The sequence below is a fragment of the Pseudomonas sp. F-14 TE3482 genome, from assembly GCF_053629455.1.
Window position 1 is genome coordinate 1,341,260 of record NZ_JBRJII010000001.1, and the last position, 25,336, is coordinate 1,366,595.

At 61.1% G+C, this 25,336-nt stretch carries 19 protein-coding genes; 12 read left to right on the forward strand and 7 right to left on the reverse strand.

The window, feature by feature from the left end:
* The 5 genes from AB7M26_RS05900 to tssA form a co-directional block, all read right to left on the reverse strand.
* A complete protein-coding gene (locus AB7M26_RS05900) occupies positions 1-438 on the reverse strand; it encodes a type VI secretion system amidase effector protein Tae4 (protein ID WP_123500799.1) in 438 nt (145 codons plus the stop codon).
* Between the two features lie 82 nt (positions 439-520).
* Entirely contained in the window at positions 521-1,009 is a 489-nt protein-coding gene (locus AB7M26_RS05905; RefSeq protein WP_007894494.1) for an Hcp family type VI secretion system effector, read from the reverse strand.
* A 234-nt stretch (positions 1,010-1,243) separates the two neighbouring features.
* Complete coding sequence (gene tssC / locus AB7M26_RS05910; protein WP_429375818.1) at positions 1,244-2,737, reverse strand: type VI secretion system contractile sheath large subunit; 1,494 nt, start codon at positions 2,735-2,737, stop codon at positions 1,244-1,246.
* Positions 2,738-2,752: 15 nt separating this feature from the next.
* Positions 2,753-3,262, reverse strand: a complete 510-nt coding sequence (gene tssB / locus AB7M26_RS05915; protein WP_007894500.1) for a type VI secretion system contractile sheath small subunit — start codon at positions 3,260-3,262, stop codon at positions 2,753-2,755.
* A gap of 80 nt (positions 3,263-3,342) precedes the next feature.
* Entirely contained in the window at positions 3,343-4,362 is a 1,020-nt protein-coding gene (tssA, locus tag AB7M26_RS05920) for a type VI secretion system protein TssA (RefSeq protein WP_123500797.1), read from the reverse strand.
* A gap of 405 nt (positions 4,363-4,767) precedes the next feature.
* On the opposite strand from tssA, the gene tagH reads away from it, so the two are divergent.
* From tagH to tagQ, 12 genes are all read left to right on the forward strand, one after another.
* Positions 4,768-6,174 (forward strand): type VI secretion system-associated FHA domain protein TagH, encoded by a 1,407-nt coding sequence (tagH, locus tag AB7M26_RS05925; protein ID WP_429388317.1) that lies wholly within the window; start codon positions 4,768-4,770, stop codon positions 6,172-6,174.
* Positions 6,175-6,249: 75 nt separating this feature from the next.
* Positions 6,250-6,756 (forward strand): type VI secretion system lipoprotein TssJ, encoded by a 507-nt coding sequence (tssJ, locus tag AB7M26_RS05930; RefSeq protein WP_123500793.1) that lies wholly within the window; start codon positions 6,250-6,252, stop codon positions 6,754-6,756.
* A gap of 16 nt (positions 6,757-6,772) precedes the next feature.
* Entirely contained in the window at positions 6,773-8,107 is a 1,335-nt protein-coding gene (gene tssK / locus AB7M26_RS05935) for a type VI secretion system baseplate subunit TssK (protein WP_429388321.1), read from the forward strand.
* 6 nt (positions 8,108-8,113) lie between these two features.
* On the forward strand, positions 8,114-9,412 hold the full coding sequence (locus AB7M26_RS05940) for a DotU family type VI secretion system protein (protein ID WP_429388324.1): 1,299 nt from the start codon (positions 8,114-8,116) through the stop codon (positions 9,410-9,412).
* Positions 9,409-12,909, forward strand: a complete 3,501-nt coding sequence (gene tssM, locus AB7M26_RS05945) for a type VI secretion system membrane subunit TssM (protein WP_429388326.1) — start codon at positions 9,409-9,411, stop codon at positions 12,907-12,909. The genes AB7M26_RS05940 and tssM overlap by 4 nt, the downstream gene beginning before the upstream one ends.
* A complete protein-coding gene (gene tagF, locus AB7M26_RS05950) occupies positions 12,906-13,556 on the forward strand; it encodes a type VI secretion system-associated protein TagF (protein ID WP_123500784.1) in 651 nt (216 codons plus the stop codon). The genes tssM and tagF overlap by 4 nt, the downstream gene beginning before the upstream one ends.
* On the forward strand, positions 13,557-14,288 hold the full coding sequence (locus AB7M26_RS05955) for a PP2C family protein-serine/threonine phosphatase (protein WP_123500782.1): 732 nt from the start codon (positions 13,557-13,559) through the stop codon (positions 14,286-14,288). It abuts the gene before it with no gap.
* Positions 14,285-17,329 (forward strand): serine/threonine-protein kinase, encoded by a 3,045-nt coding sequence (locus tag AB7M26_RS05960; RefSeq protein WP_429388330.1) that lies wholly within the window; start codon positions 14,285-14,287, stop codon positions 17,327-17,329. Before AB7M26_RS05955 ends, AB7M26_RS05960 begins: the two co-directional genes overlap by 4 nt.
* Positions 17,329-18,045 carry an ABC transporter ATP-binding protein gene (locus AB7M26_RS05965; RefSeq protein WP_123500778.1) on the forward strand — a complete coding sequence of 239 codons (717 nt, stop codon included), beginning with the start codon at positions 17,329-17,331 and terminating at the stop codon, positions 18,043-18,045. The genes AB7M26_RS05960 and AB7M26_RS05965 overlap by 1 nt, the downstream gene beginning before the upstream one ends.
* Complete coding sequence (locus AB7M26_RS05970; RefSeq protein ID WP_123500777.1) at positions 18,045-19,241, forward strand: ABC transporter permease; 1,197 nt, start codon at positions 18,045-18,047, stop codon at positions 19,239-19,241. Before AB7M26_RS05965 ends, AB7M26_RS05970 begins: the two co-directional genes overlap by 1 nt.
* On the forward strand, positions 19,234-20,961 hold the full coding sequence (locus AB7M26_RS05975; protein ID WP_123500775.1) for a formylglycine-generating enzyme family protein: 1,728 nt from the start codon (positions 19,234-19,236) through the stop codon (positions 20,959-20,961). The genes AB7M26_RS05970 and AB7M26_RS05975 overlap by 8 nt, the downstream gene beginning before the upstream one ends.
* A gap of 84 nt (positions 20,962-21,045) precedes the next feature.
* Positions 21,046-21,975 (forward strand): type VI secretion system-associated lipoprotein TagQ, encoded by a 930-nt coding sequence (gene tagQ, locus AB7M26_RS05980; RefSeq protein ID WP_123500773.1) that lies wholly within the window; start codon positions 21,046-21,048, stop codon positions 21,973-21,975.
* A 132-nt stretch (positions 21,976-22,107) separates the two neighbouring features.
* Here tagQ and AB7M26_RS05985 read toward each other — a convergent pair whose 3' ends face one another.
* Together AB7M26_RS05985 and AB7M26_RS05990 are read right to left on the reverse strand one after the other, a co-directional pair.
* Positions 22,108-24,444, reverse strand: coding sequence for a lipase family protein (locus AB7M26_RS05985; RefSeq protein ID WP_123500772.1), 2,337 nt, complete (start codon positions 24,442-24,444; stop codon positions 22,108-22,110).
* The gene (locus AB7M26_RS05990) at positions 24,441-25,232 is read right to left on the reverse strand and encodes a hypothetical protein (protein WP_123500860.1); all 792 of its coding nucleotides are present in this window, start codon (positions 25,230-25,232) and stop codon (positions 24,441-24,443) included. The genes AB7M26_RS05985 and AB7M26_RS05990 overlap by 4 nt, the downstream gene beginning before the upstream one ends.
* Positions 25,233-25,336: the final 104 nt, after the last annotated feature.

Below are 25,336 nucleotides of genomic sequence, written 5' to 3' on the forward strand. Positions count from 1 at the left end.
TCATGTCAACTCCCAGAACCAGACCTGTCTGGAAAGGAAATCACCATCAAAGAAGCCTTTGGTTCGGCCACGATTCCATAGGTCGATGTGGTCGCCTGAGCGCTCGCTTTCAGGCTCGTTTGCACGGCTAAAGCAATCCTTGAAAAAGATGATTCCGGTCTTCTGGCTGAGTTTCAGACGATCGGCTGCGCTACCACTCAAAATGGTCGGACGCCCCAAATGATGCCGCCACAGCCAGTTCGCCAGAGACTCGGCGCCACGGGCATGGTCATGCTTGCATTTTGGGTCGGTGTAGGTCGACTTGTTGACCTTGATGGTCAGCTCGCCATTCAACGCGACACTCATACGAATCGCGCACTGGTTGCCCCAGGGCTGGTCGCATGGATCCTTGACGGTGGGATAGCTGCTCCACAAATTAATAAACGAAGGCTTGGCCATGACTCAGACACCGGAGGGAAAAGGATTGGATTCGAGCAAGCACCAAAACACCCCCGGCGCATAACGCCGGGGGCATCTTCGATTACACCTTGACGTTCTGGCGGATGTTCCAGCCGAACTTGACCGGCCCGCCTTCCTTGGTGCCGTCGGCTTTTTGCGGCTGGTAGTCCACCAGTACCTTGGCGAAGTTCAGGGTGAGGTTTTCGGTCAGGCGATCATCGCTACCCGAGCCGCCGGTGCTCAGGGACGTGACCAGCACTTCTTCCAGGTTGATGATCATGTACTCGACCTGGCTTTCGCCGCCGGCCTTGCGCACGGTCAGCTTGACCTTGTCGATGTGCTTGCCGCTGGCGCAGTGCATCATCAGGTTCGGTGAGGCTTTGTCGACGTACTTGGTCAGCGATAGGTCCTGGATGTTCACCTTGCCGGCACCACCACCGCTGCCCACGTGCATGTTGCCGGACTGAGACATGCCCCAGCTCCAGTTCAAGACGTCGATCTCGTCCTTGTGGGCCTTGTCCATGGACTCGCCCTTGATGTCGCCGATCTTGATGAAAATATCAACAGCCATGTTTTCTCCCTGTGTGGTCTCTACCACATTGTTTGGTTAACGCTGACCTTGCGAAATCTGTCCAAAGCTCCTGCAGAATCACGCTTTCTCGAGCCTGGTCCAATGCCAGTCAAGGCACAGAACCTGTGGGAGCCGGGCTTGCCCGCGATGCAGGCACTGCGGTTTTTCAGCAGAACCGCGTTGATGCCATCGCGGGCAAGCCCGGCTCCCACACAAGCGTGCCGCTGCAGTCTTTTACGCGCCTTTGGCCGAAGGCAGCTTGGATACCAGGCGCAGCGACACGGTCAGACCTTCGAGCTGATAGTGCGGGCGCAGGTAGAACCTGGAGTTGTAGTACCCCGGGTTGCCTTCCACGTCCTCGACGATCACTTCGGCCGCAGCCAATGGGTGCTGGGCCTTGGTGGTTTCGGTGGAGTGCGCCGGGTCACCGTCGACGTAGTTGAGGATCCAGTCCTGCAACCAACGCTGCATTTCGTCCTTCTCTTTGAAGGAGCCGATCTTGTCGCGCACGATGCACTTCAAGTAATGAGCGAAACGGCAGGTGGCGAACAGGTATGGCAGGCGCGCGGCCAGGTTGGCGTTGGCGGTGGCATCCGGGTCGTCGTACTCGGCCGGTTTCTGCAACGACTGGGCGCCGATGAACGCGGCGAAGTCGGTGTTTTTCTTGTGCAGCAGCGGCATGAAACCGTTCTTCGCCAGTTCCGCTTCGCGGCGGTCCGAAATGGCGATTTCGGTCGGGCATTTCATGTCCACGCCACCATCGTCAGTCGGGAAGGTATGCGCCGGCAGGTTTTCCACTTCACCGCCAGACTCCACGCCACGAATGCGCGAGCACCAGCCGAAGTGTTTGAACGAGCGGTTGATGTTCACCGCCATCGCGTAAGCGGCGTTGGCCCAGGTGTACTTGGAGCTGTCGGCACCGTCGGTGCTTTCTTCGAAGGCGAAGGCCTCCACCGGATCGGTCTTGGCGCCATATGGCAGACGCGCGAGGAAACGCGGCATGGTCAGGCCGATGTAGCGCGAGTCTTCCGATTCGCGCAGCGAGCGCCAGCCGGCATATTCCGGGGTGGTAAAGATTTTGGTCAGATCGCGCGGGTTCGACAGTTCCTGCCACGAGCCCATGCCCATCACGGTCGGCGATGCGGCTGCGATGAACGGCGAGTGCATGGCGGCGCAGACTTTCGACAACTCGCCCAACAATTCCACATCTGGAGGCGACTGGTCGAAGTAGTAATCGCCGACCAGGCAACCATAAGGTTCGCCGCCGAACTGGCCGTATTCTTCTTCGTACATCTTCTTGAAGATCGGGCTCTGGTCCCACGCGGTGCCCTTGAATTTCTTCAGGGTTTTGTGCAGGTCGGTCTTGGAGATATTGAGCACGCGAATCTTCAGTTGCTCATCGCTCTCGGTGTTGTTGACCAGGTAATGCAGGCCACGCCAGGCGCTTTCCAGTTGCTGGAAATCGGGGTGGTGGATGACCTGGTTGACCTGGGCGGTGAGCTTGGCGTCGATGGCGGCGATGATTGATTCGATCGACTTGATGGCGTCGTTGGACACCAGGTCGGTCTGCGCCAGGGCCTGTTCGGCCAAAGTGCGCACGGCGGTCTCGACGGCTTCGCGAGCGCGTTCGGTCTTGGGTTTGAATTCTTGCAGCAGCAGGGAGGCGAACTCGCTGGCTTCTTCGGTGGTGCTCAGTGTCTGAGCGTCTGCATGTACTGAATCGGTCATGATCATTCGTCCTGATTAAGCCTGAGGCTCGGCTGGCTTCGGCGCACTGGCAAGCGCCTGGAGCAGCGCCGGATCCTTGATGGCCTTCATGATGATTTCTTCGGCACCGGTCTTGCCGTCCATGTAGGTCAGCAGGTTGGCCAGTTGGGTGCGCGCTTCGAGTAACTTGTTCAGCGAGTCGACCTTGCGCGCCACGGCGGCCGGGCTGAAGTCGTCCATGCTTTCAAAGGTGATGTCCAGGCTTAGGTTGCCTTCGCCGGTCAGCTCGTTGGGCACATGGAACGCGACGCGTGGCTGCATGGCCTTGAGGCGCGAGTCGAAGTTGTCGACATCCACCTCCAGGAACTTGCGATCGGCCACAGGTGCCAGAGGCTCGGCGGGCTTGCCGGCGAGGTCCGCCATGACGCCCATGACGAAGGGCAACTGGACCTTTTTCTCGGCGCCGTAGAGCTCGACGTCGTACTCGATCTGCACTCGAGGCGCACGGTTGCGCGCGATGAATTTCTGAGAACTTTGCTTCGCCACGTTGCTGCTCCTGGTCGCTCAAGCGACGGTGTTGGCGTCATCGGTGGTACCGGTGACGTGACTGCGTGATCCGTTCGCTTTTATTCGCTGTCTGGTCCGCGCAGGTTTTCAAATTGGCTCATGCCGTCGGGAATCAGGTTGCGCACGATGGCCGCAAAGTCGGCATGCACCAGATTCTTCGCCCGGGTCAACAGCACCGGCAGCGGGCTGGAGGGCTCATGACGGGTGTAGTACGCAAGAATCCGGTCCAGGCTGCGCAGCACGTCGTCGCGGTTGTTGATTTCGCCAGTGCTGCGCGGTGTGCTCGGCGCGGTGGCGTATTCAACCGGCGCGGGACTGTCGTCGCTGATGGCATCGGGCAGGGGGCTGTCGCCGCTCTGGGGGGCGAACTGGCCGAGAATCTGCAAGGCCATTTTGAGCGGTTGCTTCAACGGGCCAAGGTCAACGCCCTGGGCGGAGCCGATTTGTTCGCTGACCTGTTGCTCGATGGCCTCGGCGACGCTGCGGGCCTCGTGCAAAGCGGCGCGGGTGATTTCCAACTGTTCGGGATCGCTGTCCAGGAACGCCCCGGCGAGCTGCTCGGCGCCGAGGTTCTCGTCAGGGAAGCTTTGCAGGCCGCTGGCATTAGCGGCGGCGCGCAGGCTGACAGCACCAAAGGTTCGCGAACGGGCCAGGATGCTTTCGCGCAGCAGGCGAATGGTTGCATCGGACGTCAGGCCGGCGAGGGCATTGATGCGCACAGTGGGGTCGTTGTTGTCTTCGGCATCCAGACGCGGATGCAGGTCGGCCCAGTATTGCTTGAGCAATTCGCTGATCAGTGTCAGGACGCGAGCCAGGCCGGTAACGCCTTCAAGGGCAAGGGAGCTTTGCAAAAGGAAATGGGTGATACGCAGGTCTTTGCTGCGTTGCAACAAATCCAGACTTTGCTGCTGGATGCTGCGCCATTCAGGGGGGGCGGCAGGCAATATCGAATCGCCCATGCTGCGCTCGGGCTGGCCTTGGGAATCGCGTTCCAGGCGCAAAAAATCCGCGTCATATTCCAAATCTTCACCACAAGGCGAAGTCGCGGAAACGGCGGCGAGCAGCAAAGGCACTTCCACTGAATTTGATCTCCATATCGCCCGACTGACAGTCGGGCTGTTCACACGTTAGTTCCAAGTGGAACTTCACATGTTTCCTTGAGTGTAATGGCCCTTTGGATACACAGTGATCTTAAAGTGCCATCATTGATATTCAAGAAGTTGTTCATTTTTGGTGTAGTACTTATGGCTTGTCAAGGTAAGCTATTTCCTCTGTGTGACAGATGTGAGGTGCTTAACAACCCGCGCGACTGATAGGTCGAAGCAGGCACTCATGCAGGTTTTTTTGTCACGCAGGCCGGTTAAGATCAGCAATCATGCTGGTAAAAAGCCGTTTCAAGGTTGTTTTTGCAAGGTTGTCGGAGCGAGTCTGGCGGGAGTGAATCCCGATTCGCCCGCGCGCAAAGTGTTCAGCAAGGAGGCAAGATGTCGCTGTGTTTGACTATCACTAGTTATCACAAAATTACCCCTGGCCAGTGCCCTGAGAAATCCATGGATCAGGGTGTGATGGCAATTGGCCGTAATTCTGATAATGACTGGGTATTGCCCGATCCAGAGCGTTTGGTGTCCGGCAAACATTGCGTTGTTCAATATAAAGATGGCCGGTATTACTTAACTGATAACAGCACTAATGGTGTGGAATTGGTCAAGGCCGGTATTCGTCTGCGCAAGGGCAACAGCGAGCCGTTGCAAGATGGCGAAGTTATCCGCATCGGTGATTATGAAATCCAGGCGCGTATCGATTTCAGTCTGCCGGTGACCGACGGCAACCCTTTCGCCGATTCGTCCAGCAGCTTCGAAGCCCTGATGGGGCGTCAGGGCGCCGTCGTGAATACGCCGACGTCGTTGCCCATGACGCCACCTGCACATTTTCAGGGCGTATCGGCCATGGACACGATGCCGGACCTGTTCGACTTTCTGACACCGACCAGCGTCCCACCGGCCACCCAGCCCGACCATGTCCCGGCCGAGCAGCATGACTTCCGCCCACCGACCCCGATCCCCGCCCCAACGCCCGTGGCCGGGCCTGCGCCGCTGGCGTCGGCCCCGGTGATTCCGGAAGATTGGGACCTGTTCAGCGACAAGCCTGCACCGGTGGCGATCGCCCCTCTGCCTGTTACAGAGGTTGCGCCGCCGCCCGTACCTCACATCAACGTACCGATCGAACCGGCTCCCCTTTGCGAACCGCCCGTGGCCGTGGTCCAGCGCCTGGTCGATCCGGTCAGCCCGGCCGACAATTCTCAACCCGACCTGTTGCAAGCCTTTCTGCGCGGCGCCGGGCTGGATCAAGTGCGCCTGGACAAGGCCCAGGCCGAAGCGCAAATGGAAAGCATCGGCCGTAGTTATCGGCTGATGGTCGAAGGCCTGATCGATGTCTTGCGCGCCCGTAGCAGCCTCAAGGGCGAGTTCCGCATTCAGCAGACGATGATTCAACCGGTGGAAAACAACCCGCTGAAATTCGCTCCCAATGTCGATGAAGCATTGCTGTTGCTGTTGCGCCACAGCAATCAGGCGTTCATGTCACCGGACCTGGCCGTGCGCGACAGCTTCGATGACTTGCGTGCCCACCAATTGGCGGTGATGGCCGGCGTGGAAGCGGCGATCAAGCACCTGCTGGCGCGCTTCGAACCGGCGCAACTGGAAGAGCGCATGGGCAAGCCCGGTGGCCTGTCGAGCATTTTCAACGGCTCGCGACAGGCCCAGTACTGGCAGCAGTTCACCGAGCTCTACAGCAATATTTCCCGCGAGGCCCAAGAGGATTTCCAGGACCTGTTCGGTCGGGAATTCAGCCGCGCCTACGAAGAACACAGTACAAGGCAGCGCCGCGGCTGAGCGTCGCCATCGCATAACGCCATTCATAGCAAAGAACGGAACAACGGATAGCTGAAACGTCATTGAGGACGCAGGATGATTCCCAGGTTTTTACTCGCAGTTGCCACCGCGCTTCTGCTGACCGCATGTGCCAAGGATGCGGCCAAACCCCAGCCCGAAGAGGCTGAGGCCGACACGGCCGCCATCGAATTGCATTTTCACGCCATTGCCGGGCTCAACCCCGGCGCCACTGGCCAGCCAGCCCCGGTCCGGGTGCGTATTTTCGAATTGAAAAATGCTGCCACCTTCGGCCGTTCCGATTATTTCGCACTGGCCGAGCGGGCCCAGGCGACGCTCGGCGCCGATCTGATCGATCAGGACGAAGTGCTGATCCAGCCCGGCCAGCAGTTGAGCCTGCAGCGCGACCTCGACCCGGCCACCCGCCATATCGGCGTACTGGTGGGGTATCGCGAGCTGGATCAGTCGTTGTGGCGCGCGGTGATGAATGTTCCGCCGCGCCAATACACCGAATACCAGATCAGCCTCGACGTGCGAGCCGTGCGCAGCGCCGTCGTGGTTTCCCCATCCAGCCCTGCCCAATAAGCAATCGGAGCCCCCCATGTCCTGGAACAATCGAGTGGTCTGGTCGGAAGGCATGTTCATTGGAACGCAGCACTTTCAGCAGCATGACCGTTACCTGGAGAACCTCATCGACGCCCGGAGCCGCCCGTTGTCGGCCGGCGCCTGGGGTTTCTCCGAATTGCTGATCGACCAGGGCCTGCTGGCCCAGGGCAAACTGGCGATCATCTCGGCGCGGGGTCTGTTGCCGGACGGCACGCCATTCAACATTCCCCAGGATGACCTGGCGCCGAGCCCCCTGAATGTCGATGACAACCTGCGCGATGGCTTGGTGTACCTGGCCTTGCCGCTTAAGCGCGCCGGTGCGCGTGATACGGTCGACGAAGGCGAAACCCTGGGCGCTGCGCGCTACGTGAGCCAGGTGCGCGAAGTACGGGACGACAACGCGCCGTTCGAAAACCAGGCCCCCGTGGCCGTGGGGTCGAGGGCGCTGCGATTGTTGGTAGCCCAGGATGGCATCAGCGACTACGCCGCCATCGGCCTGGTACGAATCAAGGAAAAACGCGCCGACCGAGCCTTGGTGCTCGACGACACTTACATCCCGCCGCTGCTGGATGTGGTCGCCTCCAATCCCCTGGCCGCGTTTCGCAGCGAACTGCTGGGCCTGCTTCATCAGCGCGGCGAAGCCCTCGCCGGGCGAGTGGTGGCATCCGGTGCCGGCGGTGCCTCGGAGATTGCCGATTTCATGCTGCTGCAACTGGTCAACCGTGCCCAGCCGCTGATCCAGCACTTGAGTCAGTTGAGCCCGTTGCACCCCGAGCGGTTCTACAGCGAGCTGGTGAGTCTGGCCGGCGAGTTCTCGACCTTTACCGCTTCCGGGCGGCGACCCCAGGAATACCCGCAGTACCAGCACGATGACTTGGCACTGAGTTACGCGCCGGTGATGCAAGCCTTGCGTGAGGCGCTATCGATGCTGATCGACAGCAAGGCCACGCCGATTCCGATCGTCGAAAAAGCCTACGGCGTTCATGTGGCGATGCTGGCCGACAAGGCCCTGCTCGACAGTGCCAGCTTCATCCTGGTGGTGCGCGCCGACGTGCCCGCCGAAACCCTGCGCAGCCACTTCGGCCAACAGAGCAAGGTCGGCTCGGTGGAGCACATCCGCAACCTGGTCAACCTGCAATTACCGGGCATTGGCCTGCTGCCGCTGCCGGTGGCGCCACGGCAGATTCCGTATCACGCCGGCTCCACTTATTACGAACTGGACCGGGGCAGCGAGCATTGGCAGCAACTGGCCAACTCCGGCGGTTTTGCGTTCTACATCGCGGGGCAATTCCCGGGGCTGAACCTGGCTTTCTGGGCGATCCGAGGATAAACCGCAATGAGCAACGACGATCGTACCCAATTCATGCCGACACCCGGTGGCCGTGGCGCCGACCCGGTCCGCCCGGAGGCTGGTCGCGGCCAGGCCGCGCCACTTTCGATGCCGGCCGCGCCGCTTTTGATCGGCACGGCCGAAGGTCTCAACCCCTTGGAGAGTGCCGCTGGCCCGTTGCTGGCTTTGCTGACCCGCTTGCGCAACACCATTGCCCACCCGGCGCCGGCGAGCCTGCGGGCGCAATTACTGGCCTACCTGCGCCAGTTCGAGGAGCGCGCCGAGGCTGCCGGCGTGGTGCGCAACGATGTGTTGCTGGCCCGTTACGCCTTGTGCACCGCCCTGGATGAAGCGGTGTTGAGTACGCCGTGGGGTGGTGCCAGCGATTGGGGCAAACAGAGCCTGCTGATCACCGTGCACAACGAAGCCTGGGGCGGCGAGAAAGTGTTCCAGCTGTTGGAACATTGCCTGCAAAGCCCCCGCGAACGTTTGTATCTGCTGGAGCTGTTGTACCTGTGCATGTGCCTGGGTTTCGAAGGGCGTTATCGGGTCATGAACGACGGTCGCAGCCAACTGGAAGCCTTGCGTGAACGCACCAGCGCGGTCATCCGCAGCGCCCGTGGCGATTATGAGCGTGAACTGTCGCCCCATTGGCGCGGCGTCACCGTGGCCCGCGACCGGCTGGCGCAATTCATGCCGCCTTGGATCGCCGTGGCCATCGGCGTGGCGTTGCTGCTGGCACTGCTGTTCGGCCTGCGCTTGAAGCTGGCCGCCGATGCCGAGCCGGTGTTTAAAAATATCCATGCTCTGGGCGAGATCCCGGTGCAGGCCATCGACCGTCCGGTGGTGCAACCGAAACTGATCGAGCGTCCCCGCCTGGCAGGCTTCCTCGCTGATGAAATCAAGGCCGGTCGGGTCGCTGTGGAAGATGCCGTTGACCGTTCAGTGGTGACCATCCGTGGCGATGAGCTGTTCGCCTCGGGCAGCGCCAGCATCGTCGACAATTTCCAGCCGCTGATGCTGCGCATCGCCGATGCCGTTCGCAAGGTCAAGGGCCAGGTCCGGGTGACCGGCCACAGTGACAATCGCCCGATTGCCACCTTGCGGTTTCCATCGAATTGGGCCTTGTCCGAGGCGCGGGCCAATTCGGTACTGCAAATCCTTTCGGCCAAGACCGGCCAGCCCGAACGCTTCAGCGCCGAAGGCCGCAGCGACACCGAACCGTTGGCCTCGAACGCTACAACAGAGGGCCGCGCACGCAACCGTCGGGTCGAAATCACAGTGTTGGCGGAGGGGGTCGAGTGAAGGCGTTTTTCAGTTTTATCATCCGCTGGGTCATTCCGTTGCTGGGGCTGATCGCCCTGAGCCTGATCATCTGGTTTGTCGGGCCGCTGCTCGAATTCCTGGTGCCCGAAGGCCGGCGCTGGGCGCTGATCATTCTGGTGTTCGCGGTGTGGATCGCCTACCGGGTGTTTCGCATCATCCAGGCGCGCCGTCAGGCCGCCGAAGTCATGCGCAGCCTGGCGGCGCAAACCCCGCCGGATCCGACCAGCATCGCCACCTCTGAGGAGCTCGAAACCCTGCGCCAGCGCATGGACGAAGCCCTGGCGCTGTTGAAGAAAGCCAAGCTGGGCGGTGACGAGCGACGTAACCTGTACGAACTCCCTTGGTACGTGATCATCGGTCCGCCGGGTTCAGGCAAGACCACGGCGCTGGTCAATTCCGGGCTGCATTTTCCGTTGGCGGCGCAGTTGGGCGCCGGGGCGGTACGCGGTGTTGGTGGCACGCGCAATTGCGATTGGTGGTTTACCGATCAGGCCGTGCTGCTCGACACCGCCGGGCGCTACACCACCCAGGACAGCGACGCGACAGTCGATAAAGCAGCGTGGCTGGGTTTTCTCGGCCTGTTGAAAAAACAGCGGGCCCGGCGTCCGATCGACGGCGCGTTTATCGCCATCAGCCTCTCCGACCTGCTGCTGGGCAGCGACGCCGAGCGCGCCGCCCATGCCGCCGCGATCCGCCTGCGTATCCAGGAGCTGTACACGCAACTCGGTGTGCGCTTTCCGATCTACCTGATGCTGACCAAGCTCGATCTGGTGCCAGGGTTCATGGAGTATTTCGATAGCCTGAGCAAGGAAGAACGGGCCCAGGTCTGGGGTATGACTTTTGCCCTGGACGACGGCAAAAACCATGACAGCCCACTGGCCCATCTGCCAAGCGAATTCACCGGCCTGGAACAGCGCCTCAACGATCGTTTGGTGGAGCGTTTGCAACAGGAGCGCGACCCGGCGCGGCGCGATCTGATCTACGGTTTCCCGCAACAGTTCGGCGCGTTGAAGGATTGCCTGCAAAGCTTCCTTGAGGGCGTATTCAAACCCAACGCCTTTGAAGAGCGGGTGCTATTGCGCGGGGTGTATTTCACCAGCGGCACCCAGGAAGGCAGCCCGATTGACCGGCTGATCGGCTCCATGGCCCAGAGCATGAACCTGGACCGCCAGCACCTGGCGCGCCAGAACGGCACCGGGCGCAGTTACTTCATCGAAAAACTCTTCAGCGCCGTGGCCTTTGCCGAGCGTGGGCTGGTGGGGGTCAACCCGAAAGTCGAACGTCGACGCAAGTGGATTGCCCGGGGTGTGCTGGCCTCGACCGTGGCCCTGGTGCTGGTGGTCGGGACCTTGTGGTGGGTCAGTTACCGCGCCAACCAGGCGTATATCACGCAAGTCGATCAGAAAGTCGCGCCCCTGGGCCAGGCCGTGCAGAACCTCAGCCCGGCACAACGGGACGTGCTTGCGGTGTTGCCTTTGCTCAACGCGGTGAAGCACCTGGCCGACGATTCGCCGAACTGGGCCGAAGGCCTGGGCCTGTATCAGGGCGACATGCTTGAAGCCGAGTCTGGCAGCGTCTATCGCAAGTTGTTGATCGCAGTCTTCGCGCCACGCTTGCTCACGCGCATCGAAGAGCAATTGCACGGTGGCGGCAATTCGGACTTCCTTTACGAAGGCTTGAAGGCCTACCTGATGCTCGCCGACAGCGAGCATTACGATGCCGACTTCATCAAGGCGTGGATCGCCCTGGACTGGGATCGCAGCCTGCCGCGCGACTTGCCGGCCGAGCAGCGTGTGGCCATGGAGGAGCACTTGCAGGCGCTGTTCGAGCGCCATCCGCCCACCGCACGTCTGGACCCGCGCCTGATCGACGACCTGCGTCGGCAGTTGCAGCAGCTGCCAGTGGCTCAGCGTGTCTATGACCGGGTCAAACGGCAGAAACTGCCGGACGGCATTCCGGACTTTCGTCTCAACGAAGCGGCCGGGCGTGATGCCGCGCTGGTGTTCAGCCGCAAGAGCGGCAAGCCGCTGGGCGAACCCTTGAGCGGCTTCTTCACGGCCAAGGGTTACCGCCAAGGGTTTTTGCTCACCAGCCTGAACCAGACCGGCACCCTGGCCGAGGAGCAGTGGGTGCTCGGTCGCGACCAGGCAGAACAACAGAACGTCGTCAGCCTGGCCGCCGACGTGCGCCGCCTGTATTTCCAGGATTACCAGCGCCAGTGGGATGCCTTACTGGCTGATATCGACTTCGTGCCGATCACCAGCGTGGCCCAGGCCGCCGATGTGTTGCGGGTGATTTCTGGCCCGACCTCGCCGTTGAAAAAACTGCTGGTAGCAGTGGCGAAGGAAACCGACCTGCAACAGGAAGAACGCCTGCTGGCCGCCAAGGGCGCGCCGGTGGAGGGCGGGGTCGACAAGCTCAAGGAGCGCTTGGGCAGCTTGCTCGGCCAGGAGCAGGCGACGCAAAACACAGTGGATGCCAGTGAAGATCCCATCACCGCGCATTTTGCCGAACTCAACAGCATCGTCAGCAAAAACGAAGGCGAGCCGGCGGCCATCGACGGCCTGCTGGCCGACATGAACGCCCTGTATGTGCAGGTCAGCGCCATGGTCGGCGCCAGCGGCGACGCCTTGCTCGGCGAAGCCAAGAACCAGGCCGCAGCGGCCGCGACACGGGTCAGCCTCAACGCCGAACGTCAGCCGCCGCTGGTGCAGGGCCTGGTCAGGTCGGTGGTCAACTCCACCACCAACAGCATGATGGGCGGGGTACGCAATCAACTGAACGCGGCCTGGACCAGCGAAGTGGTGAACATCTATCGCCAGTCCCTGGCCGGGCGTTACCCAATGTCGCCGGGCAGTGCGCGGGACGCGACCCTGGATGACTTCGGCCAGTTCTTCGGCGTGGGCGGGGTGATGGACAACTATTTCCGCAAATACCTGCAGCCGTACGTGGATACCTCGACCCAGGCCTGGCGTTGGCAGCCGGGCGCCGCACAGAAGCTCGGCATCGCCCCGGGCGTGCTGCAAACCTTCCAGCGGGCAGCGACCATCCGGGATGCATTTTTCCGTTCCGGCGGCACCCAGCCGATGGTGCGCTTCGAACTCAAGCCAGTGGCGATGGACGCCACCATCACCCAGTTTTTGCTCGACCTCGACGGCCAGCAATTGAGCTACGACCACGGCCCGAGTCGCCCCACCTCCATGCAATGGCCCAACCCCGGCAGCATTGGCGTGGTGCGGATCTCGATCATGCCGCCTTCAGCCAGCGGTCGTTCGGGCATCACCCTGGACGGGCCTTGGGCCTGGTTCCGCCTGCTGGAGCAATCGGACCTGACCGCCGGCAACTCGCCGGATCGCTTCAACCTGCGGCTGCGGGTCGACGGCGCCAGCGTCTCTTATGAGCTGCGGGCCAACAGCGCCTTCAACCCGTTCAAGAGCCGTGTGCTCAGCGGTTTCAGCCTGCCGGAGCGTTTATGAGCACGCCGGGCTTCTATGGAAAGCTGGCCAGTCGCGGGGACTTTGTCAGCCGTGGCTTGCCGCAGAGTTTTATCGGCCCCTGGGATTCGTGGCTGGCGGCGGGCCTGCTCGCCAGCCAGAGCCTCGGGGAGCGTTGGCTGGATGCCTATCTGGTCAGTCCGCTGTGGCGCTTCATGCTCGGGCCCGGTGTATGTGGGCCGCAGGCCGCCGTTGGGGTGGTGATGCCGAGCATCGATCGGGTTGGCCGGTATTTTCCGCTGACCGTTGCTGTGCTGCTGGATCACGACGCTGACCCGGCGTCGGTGGTGGGCGGCTCGGATGTCTGGTTTGAGCAAGTTGAGCAATTGCTGTTGAGCACGTTAAGCGTGGAGGCGAGCTTCGAAGCCTTCGGTGCAGGGCTGGAAACGCTGGGCGGCCCAGCGTACCTGCCACGTGCTCCAAGCAGCCGTTTTGCCGGCCTGCATCGTTTTGATGCCACCGACCCGAAGGCGCGAATGACCGCCCTCGCCGAACAGGCCTGCGAAGGCGCAAGCCTTTGGTGGGGCCAGGGGTCGGAGCGTATCGCCCCTGCTTTATTGCGGTGCCAGGGCCTGCCGGCCGCCGCTGATTTTGCGCAATTTTTGCTCGGCCAAGAAGGTGTTGTGTAGATGTGTCCAAGCGTTGGAAAGACGTTCAAGTCTGCAAGCAAGAGCCATGTCGGTATGGTCCGCCAGGTTAACGAAGACGCTTGCCTGGACCGGCCGGAAAACGGCCTGTGGGTGGTCGCCGATGGCATGGGCGGGCACGCGGCGGGCGACTACGTCAGCAGCCTGATCGTCGATAGCCTGCGCAACGTTGCCGTAGGCCGTTCTCTGGATGAATACGTCGCGGCGCTGAAAACCGACCTGCTGCGGGTCAACGCGGTCGTGCGTGAAGAAACCGCCAACCGCGGCGTGACCATGATGGGCAGCACTGTGGTGGTGTTGGCGGCGCGCGGCTTGCGCGGGGTGTGCCTGTGGGCGGGTGACAGCCGCTTGTATCGCCTGCGTGACGGCCTGCTCGAAAGCATCTCGCGGGACCACAGTTACGTTCAGGATCTGCAGGACAGTGGCCTGCTCAGCGAAGCTGAAGCCCGGGTGCATCCACGGGCCAATATTGTTACCCGCGCCATCGGGGTCGAGGCGCAACTGAAACTGGCGATAGTCGAGCTGCTGTTGATGCCTGGCGACAGTTACCTGCTGTGCAGCGATGGGCTGACCAAGACCGTCGAAGACCATGAAATCAGCGAGGTGCTGAGCCACGACGAGCCCGGTGAAATCGCCAGCAGCCTGGTGTCCCTGGGCCTGATGCGCGGTGCTCCGGACAACATCACCGTCATTGTCGTGAAGGTGCCGTCATGAATTCCGCCCTGCACATTCTGATCCCCGGCTATGACATCGACGGCGAGATCGGCGAAGGCGCCATGGCCAGCGTTTACCTGGCGACCCAGCGCTCGCTGGAGCGCAAGGTGGCGCTGAAGGTCATGGCTGCCGCACTGGCGGCGGACCCAAGTTTCTGCGAGCGTTTCCTGCGCGAAGGTAAAACCCTGGCGCGTCTGTCTCACCCGCATACGGTCACCATCCATGACATCGGCCATGTCGGTGAGCTGTATTACATGGCCATGGAATTCCTGCCCAATGGCACGCTCAAGGAGCGCATCGCCGCCGGCCTGACGCCGGAGCAGGGCCTGATCTATATCCGTCAGATCGCCTCGGCCCTGGGCTATGCCCATGGGCTGGGGCTGGTTCATCGCGACGTCAAACCGGCGAACATTCTGTTCCGTGCCGATGGCACGGCGGTGCTCTCCGACTTTGGCATCGCCAAGTCCATGGATGACCGCACCCAGTTCACCCAGGCCGGTTTCGCTGTCGGTACTCCCAGCTACATGAGCCCGGAACAGGCGCGCGGCCAGGATATTGATGGCAGGGCCGATCTTTATGCCCTGGGCGTGGTGCTCTACGAAATCCTCGTTGGCAAACTGCCGTATACCGGCAACGACGCACTCTCAACGGCCCTGGCACATTTGACAGAACCGTTGCCGGAGCTGCCAGTGCACCACGGTCGCTATCAAGAGGTGCTGCGCAAGTTGTTGGCCAAGGATCCGGCCGACCGTTTCCCGGACGCAGCGGCGCTGTTGCAGGCGCTGGATAATCTGCCTCGGGAATCGGTTGAAGCGACCACCATCCGGCCATTGCCAATTCCGGTAGTGCCGATTGCGGTGAGCAATGACCTGGCGGGACTGACGCCGGTGTCCATCGATATACCGACCGGCCCCGCGCAGCCACAACCTCGATCCAATCCTGTTCCGCCGACTGTGAAGCCGACACCGTCGTCCACGGTCTCGGAACAGCGAAAGGGGCCGGTGTTCGCACTCGCCGCTGTCGCGGTGGCCGTGGCGCTGGTCTTGGGCGGCGCGGGTTATTGGTGGCTGTCCGGTGACGTCGAAGCCGACGCCAAGGTGCCGGTGGTTTCGGCACCGCCGGCCAGTGCGCCGCCGACCGTGGCGCCACCCGTAAAGCCCCCCGTGGCAACGGAGGTCGATGGCGGTCAGCGTCCGCTGCTGATGGCCGGCAAAAAAACCTTGTTCCAGCGGGTACTCAGCAAGCCGGGGGCGAAACTCGCCAGCGAACCGGGGGGCACACCCGACAAGGCCTTGCCGGCGTTCTCGGTGCTTTACGTCTATCAGCGCAAAGAGGTTGATGGCAGCCCGTGGCTGCGTGTCGGCGCCGCCACCGACGGGCGCAGTGACGGCTGGTTGCCGGCCGCGCAAGTCAGCGACTGGAAGCAAAGCCTGGTACTTAAGTTCACCGAACGCTCCGGCCGTGCGCCGGTGATGTTCCTGCGTCAGCCCGGCGAAGTGGAGAGGCTGCTGGCCGATCCGTCGGCGGCAAAAAACCTGCTGCTCAAGGCCCAGCAGAATCACGAAGACAACCAACAGGTGCTGGCTCTGGAACCGGCCGCCAGCGCGGTTCCGCAGAACCAGTTTTACCTATTGCCGATCTTCGATTCCCGCGAGAGCTTCGATGAGAACGGCCAGCCGGTGCAGTTGCTGAACGTGGCGTCCATCGACCCCGGCAATGCTCCAAAGGCCGCTGCCAACAACACGCCAATCACTACCGCTGACGCCGACGCGTTCCGCACCGCCGTGGTATTGGTCGTGGACACCACCGTGTCCATGCAGCCCTACATCGATCAGGTCCGCGATGTGGTGCACCAACTGCAAACCCGCATCGCCGAGCGGGGCGAGCAGGACAGTGTCAGCTTCGGCCTGGTGGGGTTTCGCAGCAGCACCCAGAAAACCCCGGGCCTGGAATACGTCGCTAAAACCTTGATCACCCTGGACCAGGGCCGCGACCCACAGCGCTTCATGGACCTGGCGCGTCAGGTCAAGGCGTCCACGGTGTCCAGCCATTCGTTCAACGAAGATGCGTTTGCCGGTGTGATGGAAGCGGTCGAGGGCATGGACTGGTCCGGCTATGGCGGGCGCTTGATCCTGTTGGTCACCGATGCCGGTGCCTTGCGCAAGAACGACCCGTATGCCGCCACGCAAATGAACGAAGCCGAAGTGCGCCAGGCTGCGCTGGGCAAGCAGATCAAGATCTACGCCTTGCACCTGCTCAGCGATGCCGGCAAGAAAACCCACAGCGGTGCGCAAAGCCAATACCGCACCCTGACCGCCGACGCCAACCCGCAGATCGGCGACCTGTACATTCCGGTACCGGGCGCCGATGTACGCAAGTTCGGTGAGCGGGTGGACGAGATCGGTTCGGTGTTTGCCGACCTAGTGCATCAGGTGCGTAGCGACAAGCCGCAAACCGTGCCGCTGCTGAGCGCCGCGCCGAGCCTGAGCGACAAATCGGCGGCCGTCGGCTATGCGATGCACATGGACTTCCTGGGGCGTAAAGCCGCCAGCCAGGCGCCGCAACTGGTCAGCGCCTGGACCGCCGACCGTGACCTGACCAACCCGGCACTGCCGGCATTTCAGGTGTGCGTGATGCTGACCAAGTTGCAGCTCAATGACTTGCAGCAATCGCTGAAACTGATTGTCGATGCCGCCCGCAAGACCCAGACCTCGCCGAAGAATTTCTTCCAGGAAATCGCCAGCGCCAGTGCCTACATGAGCCGCGATCCCTCGGCCTTGCGCAAGGGTGGCAACCTGGCCGATGGCGGGGTGCTGGGTGAGTACCTGGAAGGGCTGCCCTACCGCAGCAAGTCGCTGAACATGACCCAGGATTTGTGGCTTTCCCTGAGCGTGGCCGAGCAGGAGGACTTTATCGACGAACTGGACTCGAAAATCCGCCTCTACGAAACCTTCCACAACGACTTGGCCAACTGGGTGCGTTTCGGCGATGCCGAACCGGGTGATGCCTTGTACCGCGTTCCGTTGTCGACGCTGCCGTGATGCTGAACATGAGCGCAGTGCACAAACACCGGGGCGTTGGCAGCCAGCGTTACAGCCTGATGATCCCTCAGCTGCAACTGCGTGCCGGTGAGCAATTGGCGGTGGTCGGTCCCAGTGGCTGTGGCAAAAGCACATTGCTCGATTTGCTGGCGCTGGTGCTGGCGCCGGATCAGGCCGGGCAGTTTGATTTTGCGCCTGGCCAAACCCGCACGGACATTACCGGGTTGTGGCGCACAGATGCGCAAAGTGCCTTGGCGGACCTGCGCCGCCGGCACTTGGGCTACGTGCTGCAAACCGGTGGCCTGCTGGAGTTTCTGGACGTGCGCGGCAACATCGACCTGTCGCGCAAACTGCTCGGCTTGAAAGACGACGGCAGCGTGGATCGCCTGGCCGGGGAATTGGATATCGCCGATCAACTGGGCAAAAAGCCGGGTGACTTGTCCGTCGGCCAACGGCAACGGGTGAGTTGCGCCCGTGCCCTGGCCCATGGGCCGCGTTTGCTGCTGGCCGATGAACCGACCGCCGCCCTTGATCCGCTGAACGCGGAACGAGTGATGCAGTTGCTGGTGACCCAGGCTCGCGAACACGGTGTGTGCTGCGTCGTCGCCACCCACGATGAATCACTGGCCCGCGCCAGCGGTTTGCAGGTGCGGCGCATCAGTTGTCATCGCGACGTTGATGGCGGTGTCACCGCCACCCTCGGGGAGACCTGCTGATGCGCAGCGCGCTGGTGGCTTCCCTGGCCTGGCAGGATTACCGCAACGATGCGTGGCTGTCGGCCTGTTCGGTGCTGGCGCTGGTGGCGGTGGTCGCACCGCTGCTGGTGCTGTTCGGCTTGAAATTCGGCCTGGTCAGCAGTTTGACCGAGCGCCTGGAAAACGACCCGGCCACCCGGGAAATCATTCCCCTGGGCGGCGGTCGGTTCAGTGCCGCGTTTATCGAACAATTGAGCCGGCGCGACGAGGTGGCTTTCGCCTTGCCGCGCACCCGGCAGATTGCCGCGACGGCGGACCTGACCGCTGGCGCTTCGACGGTGACCGTCGAAATGATCCCCACCGCCAACAACGATCCGTTGCTCGGCAGCTTGCCGGTACCCCAAGGGCTGGATCAGGTGCTGCTCAGCCAGACCGCCGCCGAAAAGCTCGGGGCCAAGGCCGGTGATTGGCTGCAGGCCAGCGTCGCTAGGCAAGTGGCCGGTCATGGCGAGGCGCAGCGCACTCGCGTCCAGGTGCTGCGCGTACTGCCGCTGGAAGCCTTCGCCCGGGACGGGTTGTTCGCACCGTTGGCCCTGCTGGAAGCGGCTGAAGATTACCGGGATGGCCGTGCCGTGTCGGCGTTCAACTGGCCGGGGGAGTCGGTGGGTGTGATGGAGCAACGGGTGTACCCGGCGTTTCGTCTGTACGCCCGGCGTCTCACGGATGTCGAGCCGCTGCGTCAGTACTTCGCTGCGCAGAATCTGCTGGTCTCGACCCAGGCTCAGGCCATCGCCCAGGTGCAATCGCTGAGCCGCAACCTGTCGATCGTATTCTGGATCATCGCCGGATTGGCTTTGGCGGGAGCATTTGCGGCGATTTTTGCCGGTGCGCTGGCGGCGGTCGAGCGCAAGCGTCGAGCGTTGTCGGTGTTGCGCCTGCTGGGGTTTTCTACGGCGGCGCTGTTGCTGTTTGTTGTGTTGCAGGCGCTGTACAGCGCCGGCCTCGCGGCCCTGTTGAGCGCCGGGCTGTATGGCCTGGCGCAATCGGGCCTGAACCATTTATTTGCGCAGGCGCCGGGCGAATACGCCAGTCATCTGCTGGCGCATCACTACGCGTGGGCCTTGGTAGCCGTGCTCGGCGTCAGCGTCGTGGCGGCGGCCTGTGGTGGCTGGCGAGTGGCGCGAATCCAGGCGTGTGAAGGAATCCGAGATGTATAAGTTATTGGGCGCCGCCATGGCGCTGAGCCTGGCCAGCATGGTCTGGGCTGATGAAAGCACCGACAAACTGGACAATCCCAAGCCGCTGGCCGACGACGTCAGCTTGCCGCTGCCGTGCGAAGGGCAGATGGTGTTCCGTTACGTCTACATCCTGGCGCAAGGCACTCTGGACGACCGCGAGATCAGCCTCGGCTATCCATTCAGCGAGGGCGAGGCCGGTTATCAACAGTCGTTCATCTCCGGTTACCGCCGGGACTTTATCAACGGCCAGTTCACCCTCAAGGATCTGCCCAAGGATTGGGGCAAGACCATCACGCCGTTGATGCCCAAGACGGACACCAAGACTCCGCTCAAGCCGATGCTCTATTTCATCGGCAAATACGAAGTCACCGCCCGCCAATACGCCCAGGTCATGGCCCAAGCGCAATCGCTGGCCAGCGGCGAGCCGGCGCCGGCCTGCGAGGCACTGCAAGCCGAGGCGCCGCAAGGCATGGCCGGGCGTTTGCCCAAGGTGAAGTTGTCGCGCTTCGAGGCCGAACGCTTCTCGGCGGTGTACAGCGCCTGGCTGATGAAATACCACAAGGACCTGCTGCCGGTGAGCGGTCGCGGCACCTCGGCCGAGGACGGCGGGCTGGGGTTTGTGCGCTTGCCGACCGAAGTCGAGTGGGAATTTGCTGCCCGTGGCGGGCAGGCCATTAGCCGTCAGGATTTGGAAGGGCGTCTGTTTCCCCGGCGTCTGGAAGGCAGCGAAAGCGACGGGCCACTGGCCGATTGGGCGGTGTTCAACCAAGTCGCCGGCGGCACTGGTCAGGCAGCGCGGTTGATGCCGATCGGCACCAAACTGCCGAACCCCATCGGCCTGTTCGACGTGATCGGCAATGCCGCCGAAATGGTCCAGGAGTCCTTCCAGCTAGTACACGCCGGACGCCGCCAAGGCACCTACGGCGGCTTCGTGGTCAAGGGCGGCAACTATCTGGAAGGCGAAGGCACCTTGTTCACCGGGATGCGTCGCGAATACCCGCTGTTCGCCGCCGACGGCACCGAGCAAAACAACGAAACCACCGGATTCCGGGTGGCGATTGGCGCGTTGTCGGCGCCACGTTCGCGCTACAAGGAATTGTTTGCCCAATGGCAGAAAGAAGGTCGGCTGGCTTCGCTGACCGATGCCATCGACGACGCCCAGGACCCGACCAAACGCCTGGACAGCATCATTGCTGCCAGTGTCGATCCACGCCTGCAAGCCGAACTCGGGCTGGTCAACGAAGAGCTCAAGCGCAACGTCTCGCTCATCGCCCAGCAGCGCGAGGAAGCGGCCGGCAACCTGATCCAGTCAGCGGCTCTGGTGGCTGAGACCGTCAACAACTACAACATTCGCCTGACCAATTTGCAGAAGAGTCGTCAGCAAGCCGTGGACGCCAAGGACGAGGCCAGCGCCAAGCTGTTCGCCACCGCCATCGACAATGGCCGCAGCGCGCTGGACGGCGCGGTGGCGATCTACATCGACAACCTGGCGACCGGCACGCGCTACACCGATGCCGTGATCCAGGCGCAGTTTCAACGCATCAAGGAAGAGTTGGAGCGCAAGCCGGTACTGGGCAAGAGCCTGGTCACGCGCGCAACGTTATTCGTTCGCCATGTCGGTGATTATCGTCAGCAACGACGAGCCGACCCGGCGGCGATATTGAAGGAGTTGCTCGCATCGAACGCCCAGCGGTCTTGATCGTTCGTTGTACAGCGAGCTTGGAAGGGACTCAGGCGGCGGTGGGCCGTGCTGAGCTGGTCAAACTTAAAAGAGAACACAACTATGCTTTCCTCCCGTAAACCTTTTGCTTCGCTTTCCAAGCGTCACTTGCTGCTGATGGCCGTTGGCTTCAGCACCGTACTGACCGGTTGCGCCACGTCGCCGACCTCCAAGGTCGTCTCGAGCACCAAGGTCGAGTACTACCCAAACTGCTACGAGCCAGTGCAGCACCTGCGCGCCACTGATTCGAACATGACCAAGTCGGTCGTCACCGGCGCCGCCGTCGGTGCTGTTGGCGGTGCACTGCTGGGCGCCCTGGTCGATTCCGAGAACCGTGGCCGCAACGCCGCCATCGGTGCGGCGGGCGGTGCCCTGGCGGGCGGCGCGGCCGGTTACTACACCGAGCGCCAGAAGCAGATCGCCGATGACAACCAGCGCATCGCGTCCTACGCCTCCGACGTCAACAAAAGTGCCGCCGACATCGACCGCAGCACCGCGTACGCCAAGACTTCGCAGCAGTGCTACCAGAACGCGTTTACCAAACTGGTCGCCGACCGCAAGGCTAAAACCGTCAACGACACCGAAGGCCGCAAGCGCCTGGCAGAAATCGTCGCAGGCCTCAAAGAGTCCAACGATCTGATCGTCGCGGTGAACGGTAAAGCCAGCGAAGACCTGAACAACTACACCCAGGCCTACGAAAAAGACCTGCAGCAAGTCGGCGTGCAGCGCACTGACGTCGTCACCGTGGCAACCGCCGACACCACGCCAGTCGTGACACCGACCAAGAGCAAAAAAGCGGTGAAACCGGCGAAAAAACCGGTGCTGCCAACCGTGCCGAAAGAAGCGGTCACCACCGAGAAAACCCTGCAGACCGCACAAGCCAAACAGGCTGAAAGCAAGCAAGTGGCTAGCGCAGGCACCACTCAAGTCAACAGCATGTGCAAGAACCCGGACCTGGGCGACTGGGCACCAGTGCCTTGCCCGAATGCTTGATTGAGTTTCTGTAGGTCTTTGATCATTCCCACGCGCTTTGCGTGGGAGTGATCTGTACTGGCTACACCTTGGCGCTGTGCGCCGCCATCTCCTGCACTGGCAAATGATCCAGTGCTCGTTTCACCAGCAAAGCTACACAATCGAATCAATATCCAGATGAAATGGCGTGCCCACGGCATGCCCTCCGGTCATTGCCGCAATGGCTGCGTCGTGGTCTTCGGCCACTGGTGGAATCATCGCCAACTGTTCCTGAACGATGTTTTCCGGATGGGCTTTCCAGCGCAGCAGATTTTCCTGTACCCACTCGGGCTGGTCGGCGTAGCTGCCATAAACATCAGAGTCGATGACCGTCCGCTTGTGCAGCGCTAGCAGACGGGCCTTGGTTTGGCCGATCTGTTCGACTTCTTTTTCAAGATCCCTTATCGCTTGGGCATCTCGCTGGGGATTGGCATAAGCACGGGAGAGTTTTTCGATTTTCGCTTTGAGTGCACTCAGCTGTCCTGAGACATTTGTCAGGGCGTCGCTGACCCATTGGAATTCAGTCAAAGTCACCAGCGAGCGTTTTTTTTCCAGCGCTTCCTGCCAGCGGCGCAGGCTGGCCCAGCAGCCGGGAATGTAGCTGCCGACCATAGAGTGATGGCCTCCATCTATCACCTGCCGCAGAAAGTTGCCGCGCTTCGGTAAGCCATCAGTCTGTCGCAGCGCTTCGGCGTAACCATGATCGTTGATCGTGCTGCAACCCGGTTCCCAGAGGATGGAGGACCTGTGACCTTCGCCAAATTCCACCGGCATGAAGTGACGTAACTGACCGTGATGCCCATAGGGGGCACCCGTGAAGTTGATGATCCCGCCTACAAAAAATGCCAAACCACCCACCGGGTGAAGGGCAAGTACCGCCCCATGGGTAGCGTACATCGGAACGCGGTTGGACGGCGTGTTCATCCAGGTAGAAGGAACGCTCGGTACGGGGTCGTTGTGGAAAACGATGCGATGGTGGTTCAGTGGTTTTGCAGCTTCGATAAAGGTTGAGTCGGCGGCGCGGGGAGCTCCGTAGGTGTAAAGCACGATGTCTGGCGAGTATTGGGTGTCGCGTCGCAACATCTCCGCCAGTATCAGCGCCACCGCACCGCCGAGACTGTGCCCGCAAATCACCACCTTTTGTCCGCTGTAGAATTTCTCCAAATACTTCACGGCAAACGTGTAGGACACTTTCGCGGCCCGATAAAAACCGTTGTGCACTTTGCCATCCCCTTCCTCGAAGGGTACTTGGTGTGCATCTGCATCAAGCCAGGCGTCGGGTCCTTTCTCACTGGTTCCCCTGACACTGATCAATATCAACTCGTCGTGATGTGTCATGAAAGCCTGTGTGTCCGAGCTGTCCTCTAGATTGCGATCATCAAGGAAATGCAGCTTGGCCGGGTTTTCCTGCTCATCACCCAGTTCAGGGTCGTTAACCACTGGGTACAACTGCGGATCGAACGGCACCACTTCCAGACGTTTGGAGTAGGACACCTCTTCATACAAGGGGTAGAACTTCGCAGTCTGTGAGTCATCGACTTGCCATAGCTCATCAAATTGCGGCAAGGCATGACCGAACCAGTTGCCACTGCTCGGCCGCAGTGGAAAGGTCACGCTATCCGTTTCGACGGGTTGGGTATTCGGGTCTTGACCAAAGTCGGTGTAACTCAACGTCGACATCAGTGCCAGTTGATAGAGGTTGAGTGCGCAAAACTCGTTGCCAGTCGACAACATCGGCCGCAGCGCTCTCATCGGACGGACTTCCAGCACATGATGTTTGTTCGGCAGTAAGGCGATGCCTTTTGGCTTGGGCGGCGGCGGGGCAAACCCCAGTTCGGACATGCCCATGTCTGCCGGTGTCATGACAGCGCCTATTCCTCCATCCGTGGCGACTTTATTCTGAGGTGTGAATGATCTGGTTTTTGCGGGCTGGCGGAACAGCGTGTGTAACGCCGTGTTGGGTGGGGAGTTACGCGAGGCCAAGGGCGGCAAATGCGCAACGTGCTTGACCAGTTCGCTCACTTCAACCTGGTAATAGGCATCGGGGGCAGCGAGGTCCTTCGCTGGATTTGCCAGCGTGCGTACGCCTGATTTGTCGACAAAGCGGGTTTTTTCGGCGCGTACTTGTAGTTCGGTGATGGGGAGAGGGTAATGCTTCCTGCGAACTAATTCGCTGTAATCGTCATTAAGTCCTCGATACTCCTCGCTCAGTTTGAGCAGTACCGGGCCACAGAAGTGGTTTTCCACTTTGGCGGAGCCGTTGTTATCTAGTTTTCCGGTGTAAACGGTGTCTTCGTAGTCGATAACTTCGTAAGTCAAGCCGGCATAGGGCTTGCCATCACCAAATTCGTCTACTAACTGAAAACTTGTCGAGTGGCCACGCAACGGGCAAGCGTGGATGTTGCCTTTCATAAATGGAATATCGCTCGTAGCCAAAGATTCGACACTCATGGGTTTTCCTCCTTGTTTTCCGTGCAGCCTGGGTAAATGGTGCAGATCCGTTCATCCACCATCCTGAAGGTGCTGAAATCCTTGTGATTGCCGTAACAAAACGCATGCTGGTCTTCGAAACCTTTCCCCATACAGCGCTTCCAGCCGTCAGGTATCTTCACCCATGTGTCGCCCATGTAAGGCTCCTCCTCACGGGCCAATGTAATTTTTAGTTTCACTGTTTTTCCTGGTAACTGATCGAGCGTGTATGCCGTGAAGGGACGACCTTTCGCGACGTTCCCCTGCGCATCAGTCTTTTTGCAGTAAAGGATTTTTATGAGGTAACGCTTGGGGCCGACTGTGCGGAAAAACCATTGGCATTCACCGGAGAACTCACCTACGCCGTCAGTGTTGAAAGTGCCCATTTGTCGCTCTAACAACTCTGGACGCACGGCAATTGCGGCATAGTCATAACTGCGGTTGCCCCGTCCAGGGCCAAAGATGCCCATGACCTCGACCTCCACACGGTTCAACGCCAACGGACAGCCACTCACGGTTCTATAAAGCGGGATCTCGGAAGTCGCTTTGTATTCCATGTAGACCTTGTTGAATCCAAGCTGAGTACCTTTCCCACCCGGCACGGTGCACGTTTGCCCTTGGGCGGGCTCGTAGCTGGCTGTCAGTTCGTACTTGAAGTCAGGCGGAAAATCGGGAACGAAGGTAAATGTCTCTCGCTTTCCAACGGCAGTACAACCCAAAGTGAGGGAAAGGGCAGCGGCGAGGGTTAAGCTTTGAATAACCCGTTTCACGTGCAAAGCGGCTCCACAGCACCCCAGCGTTTTTTGATGTCTCATAGGGTTTCATCCTTGTTTTCCGTACAGCCAGAGTAAATGGGGAAAGTGTGGCGACCAGC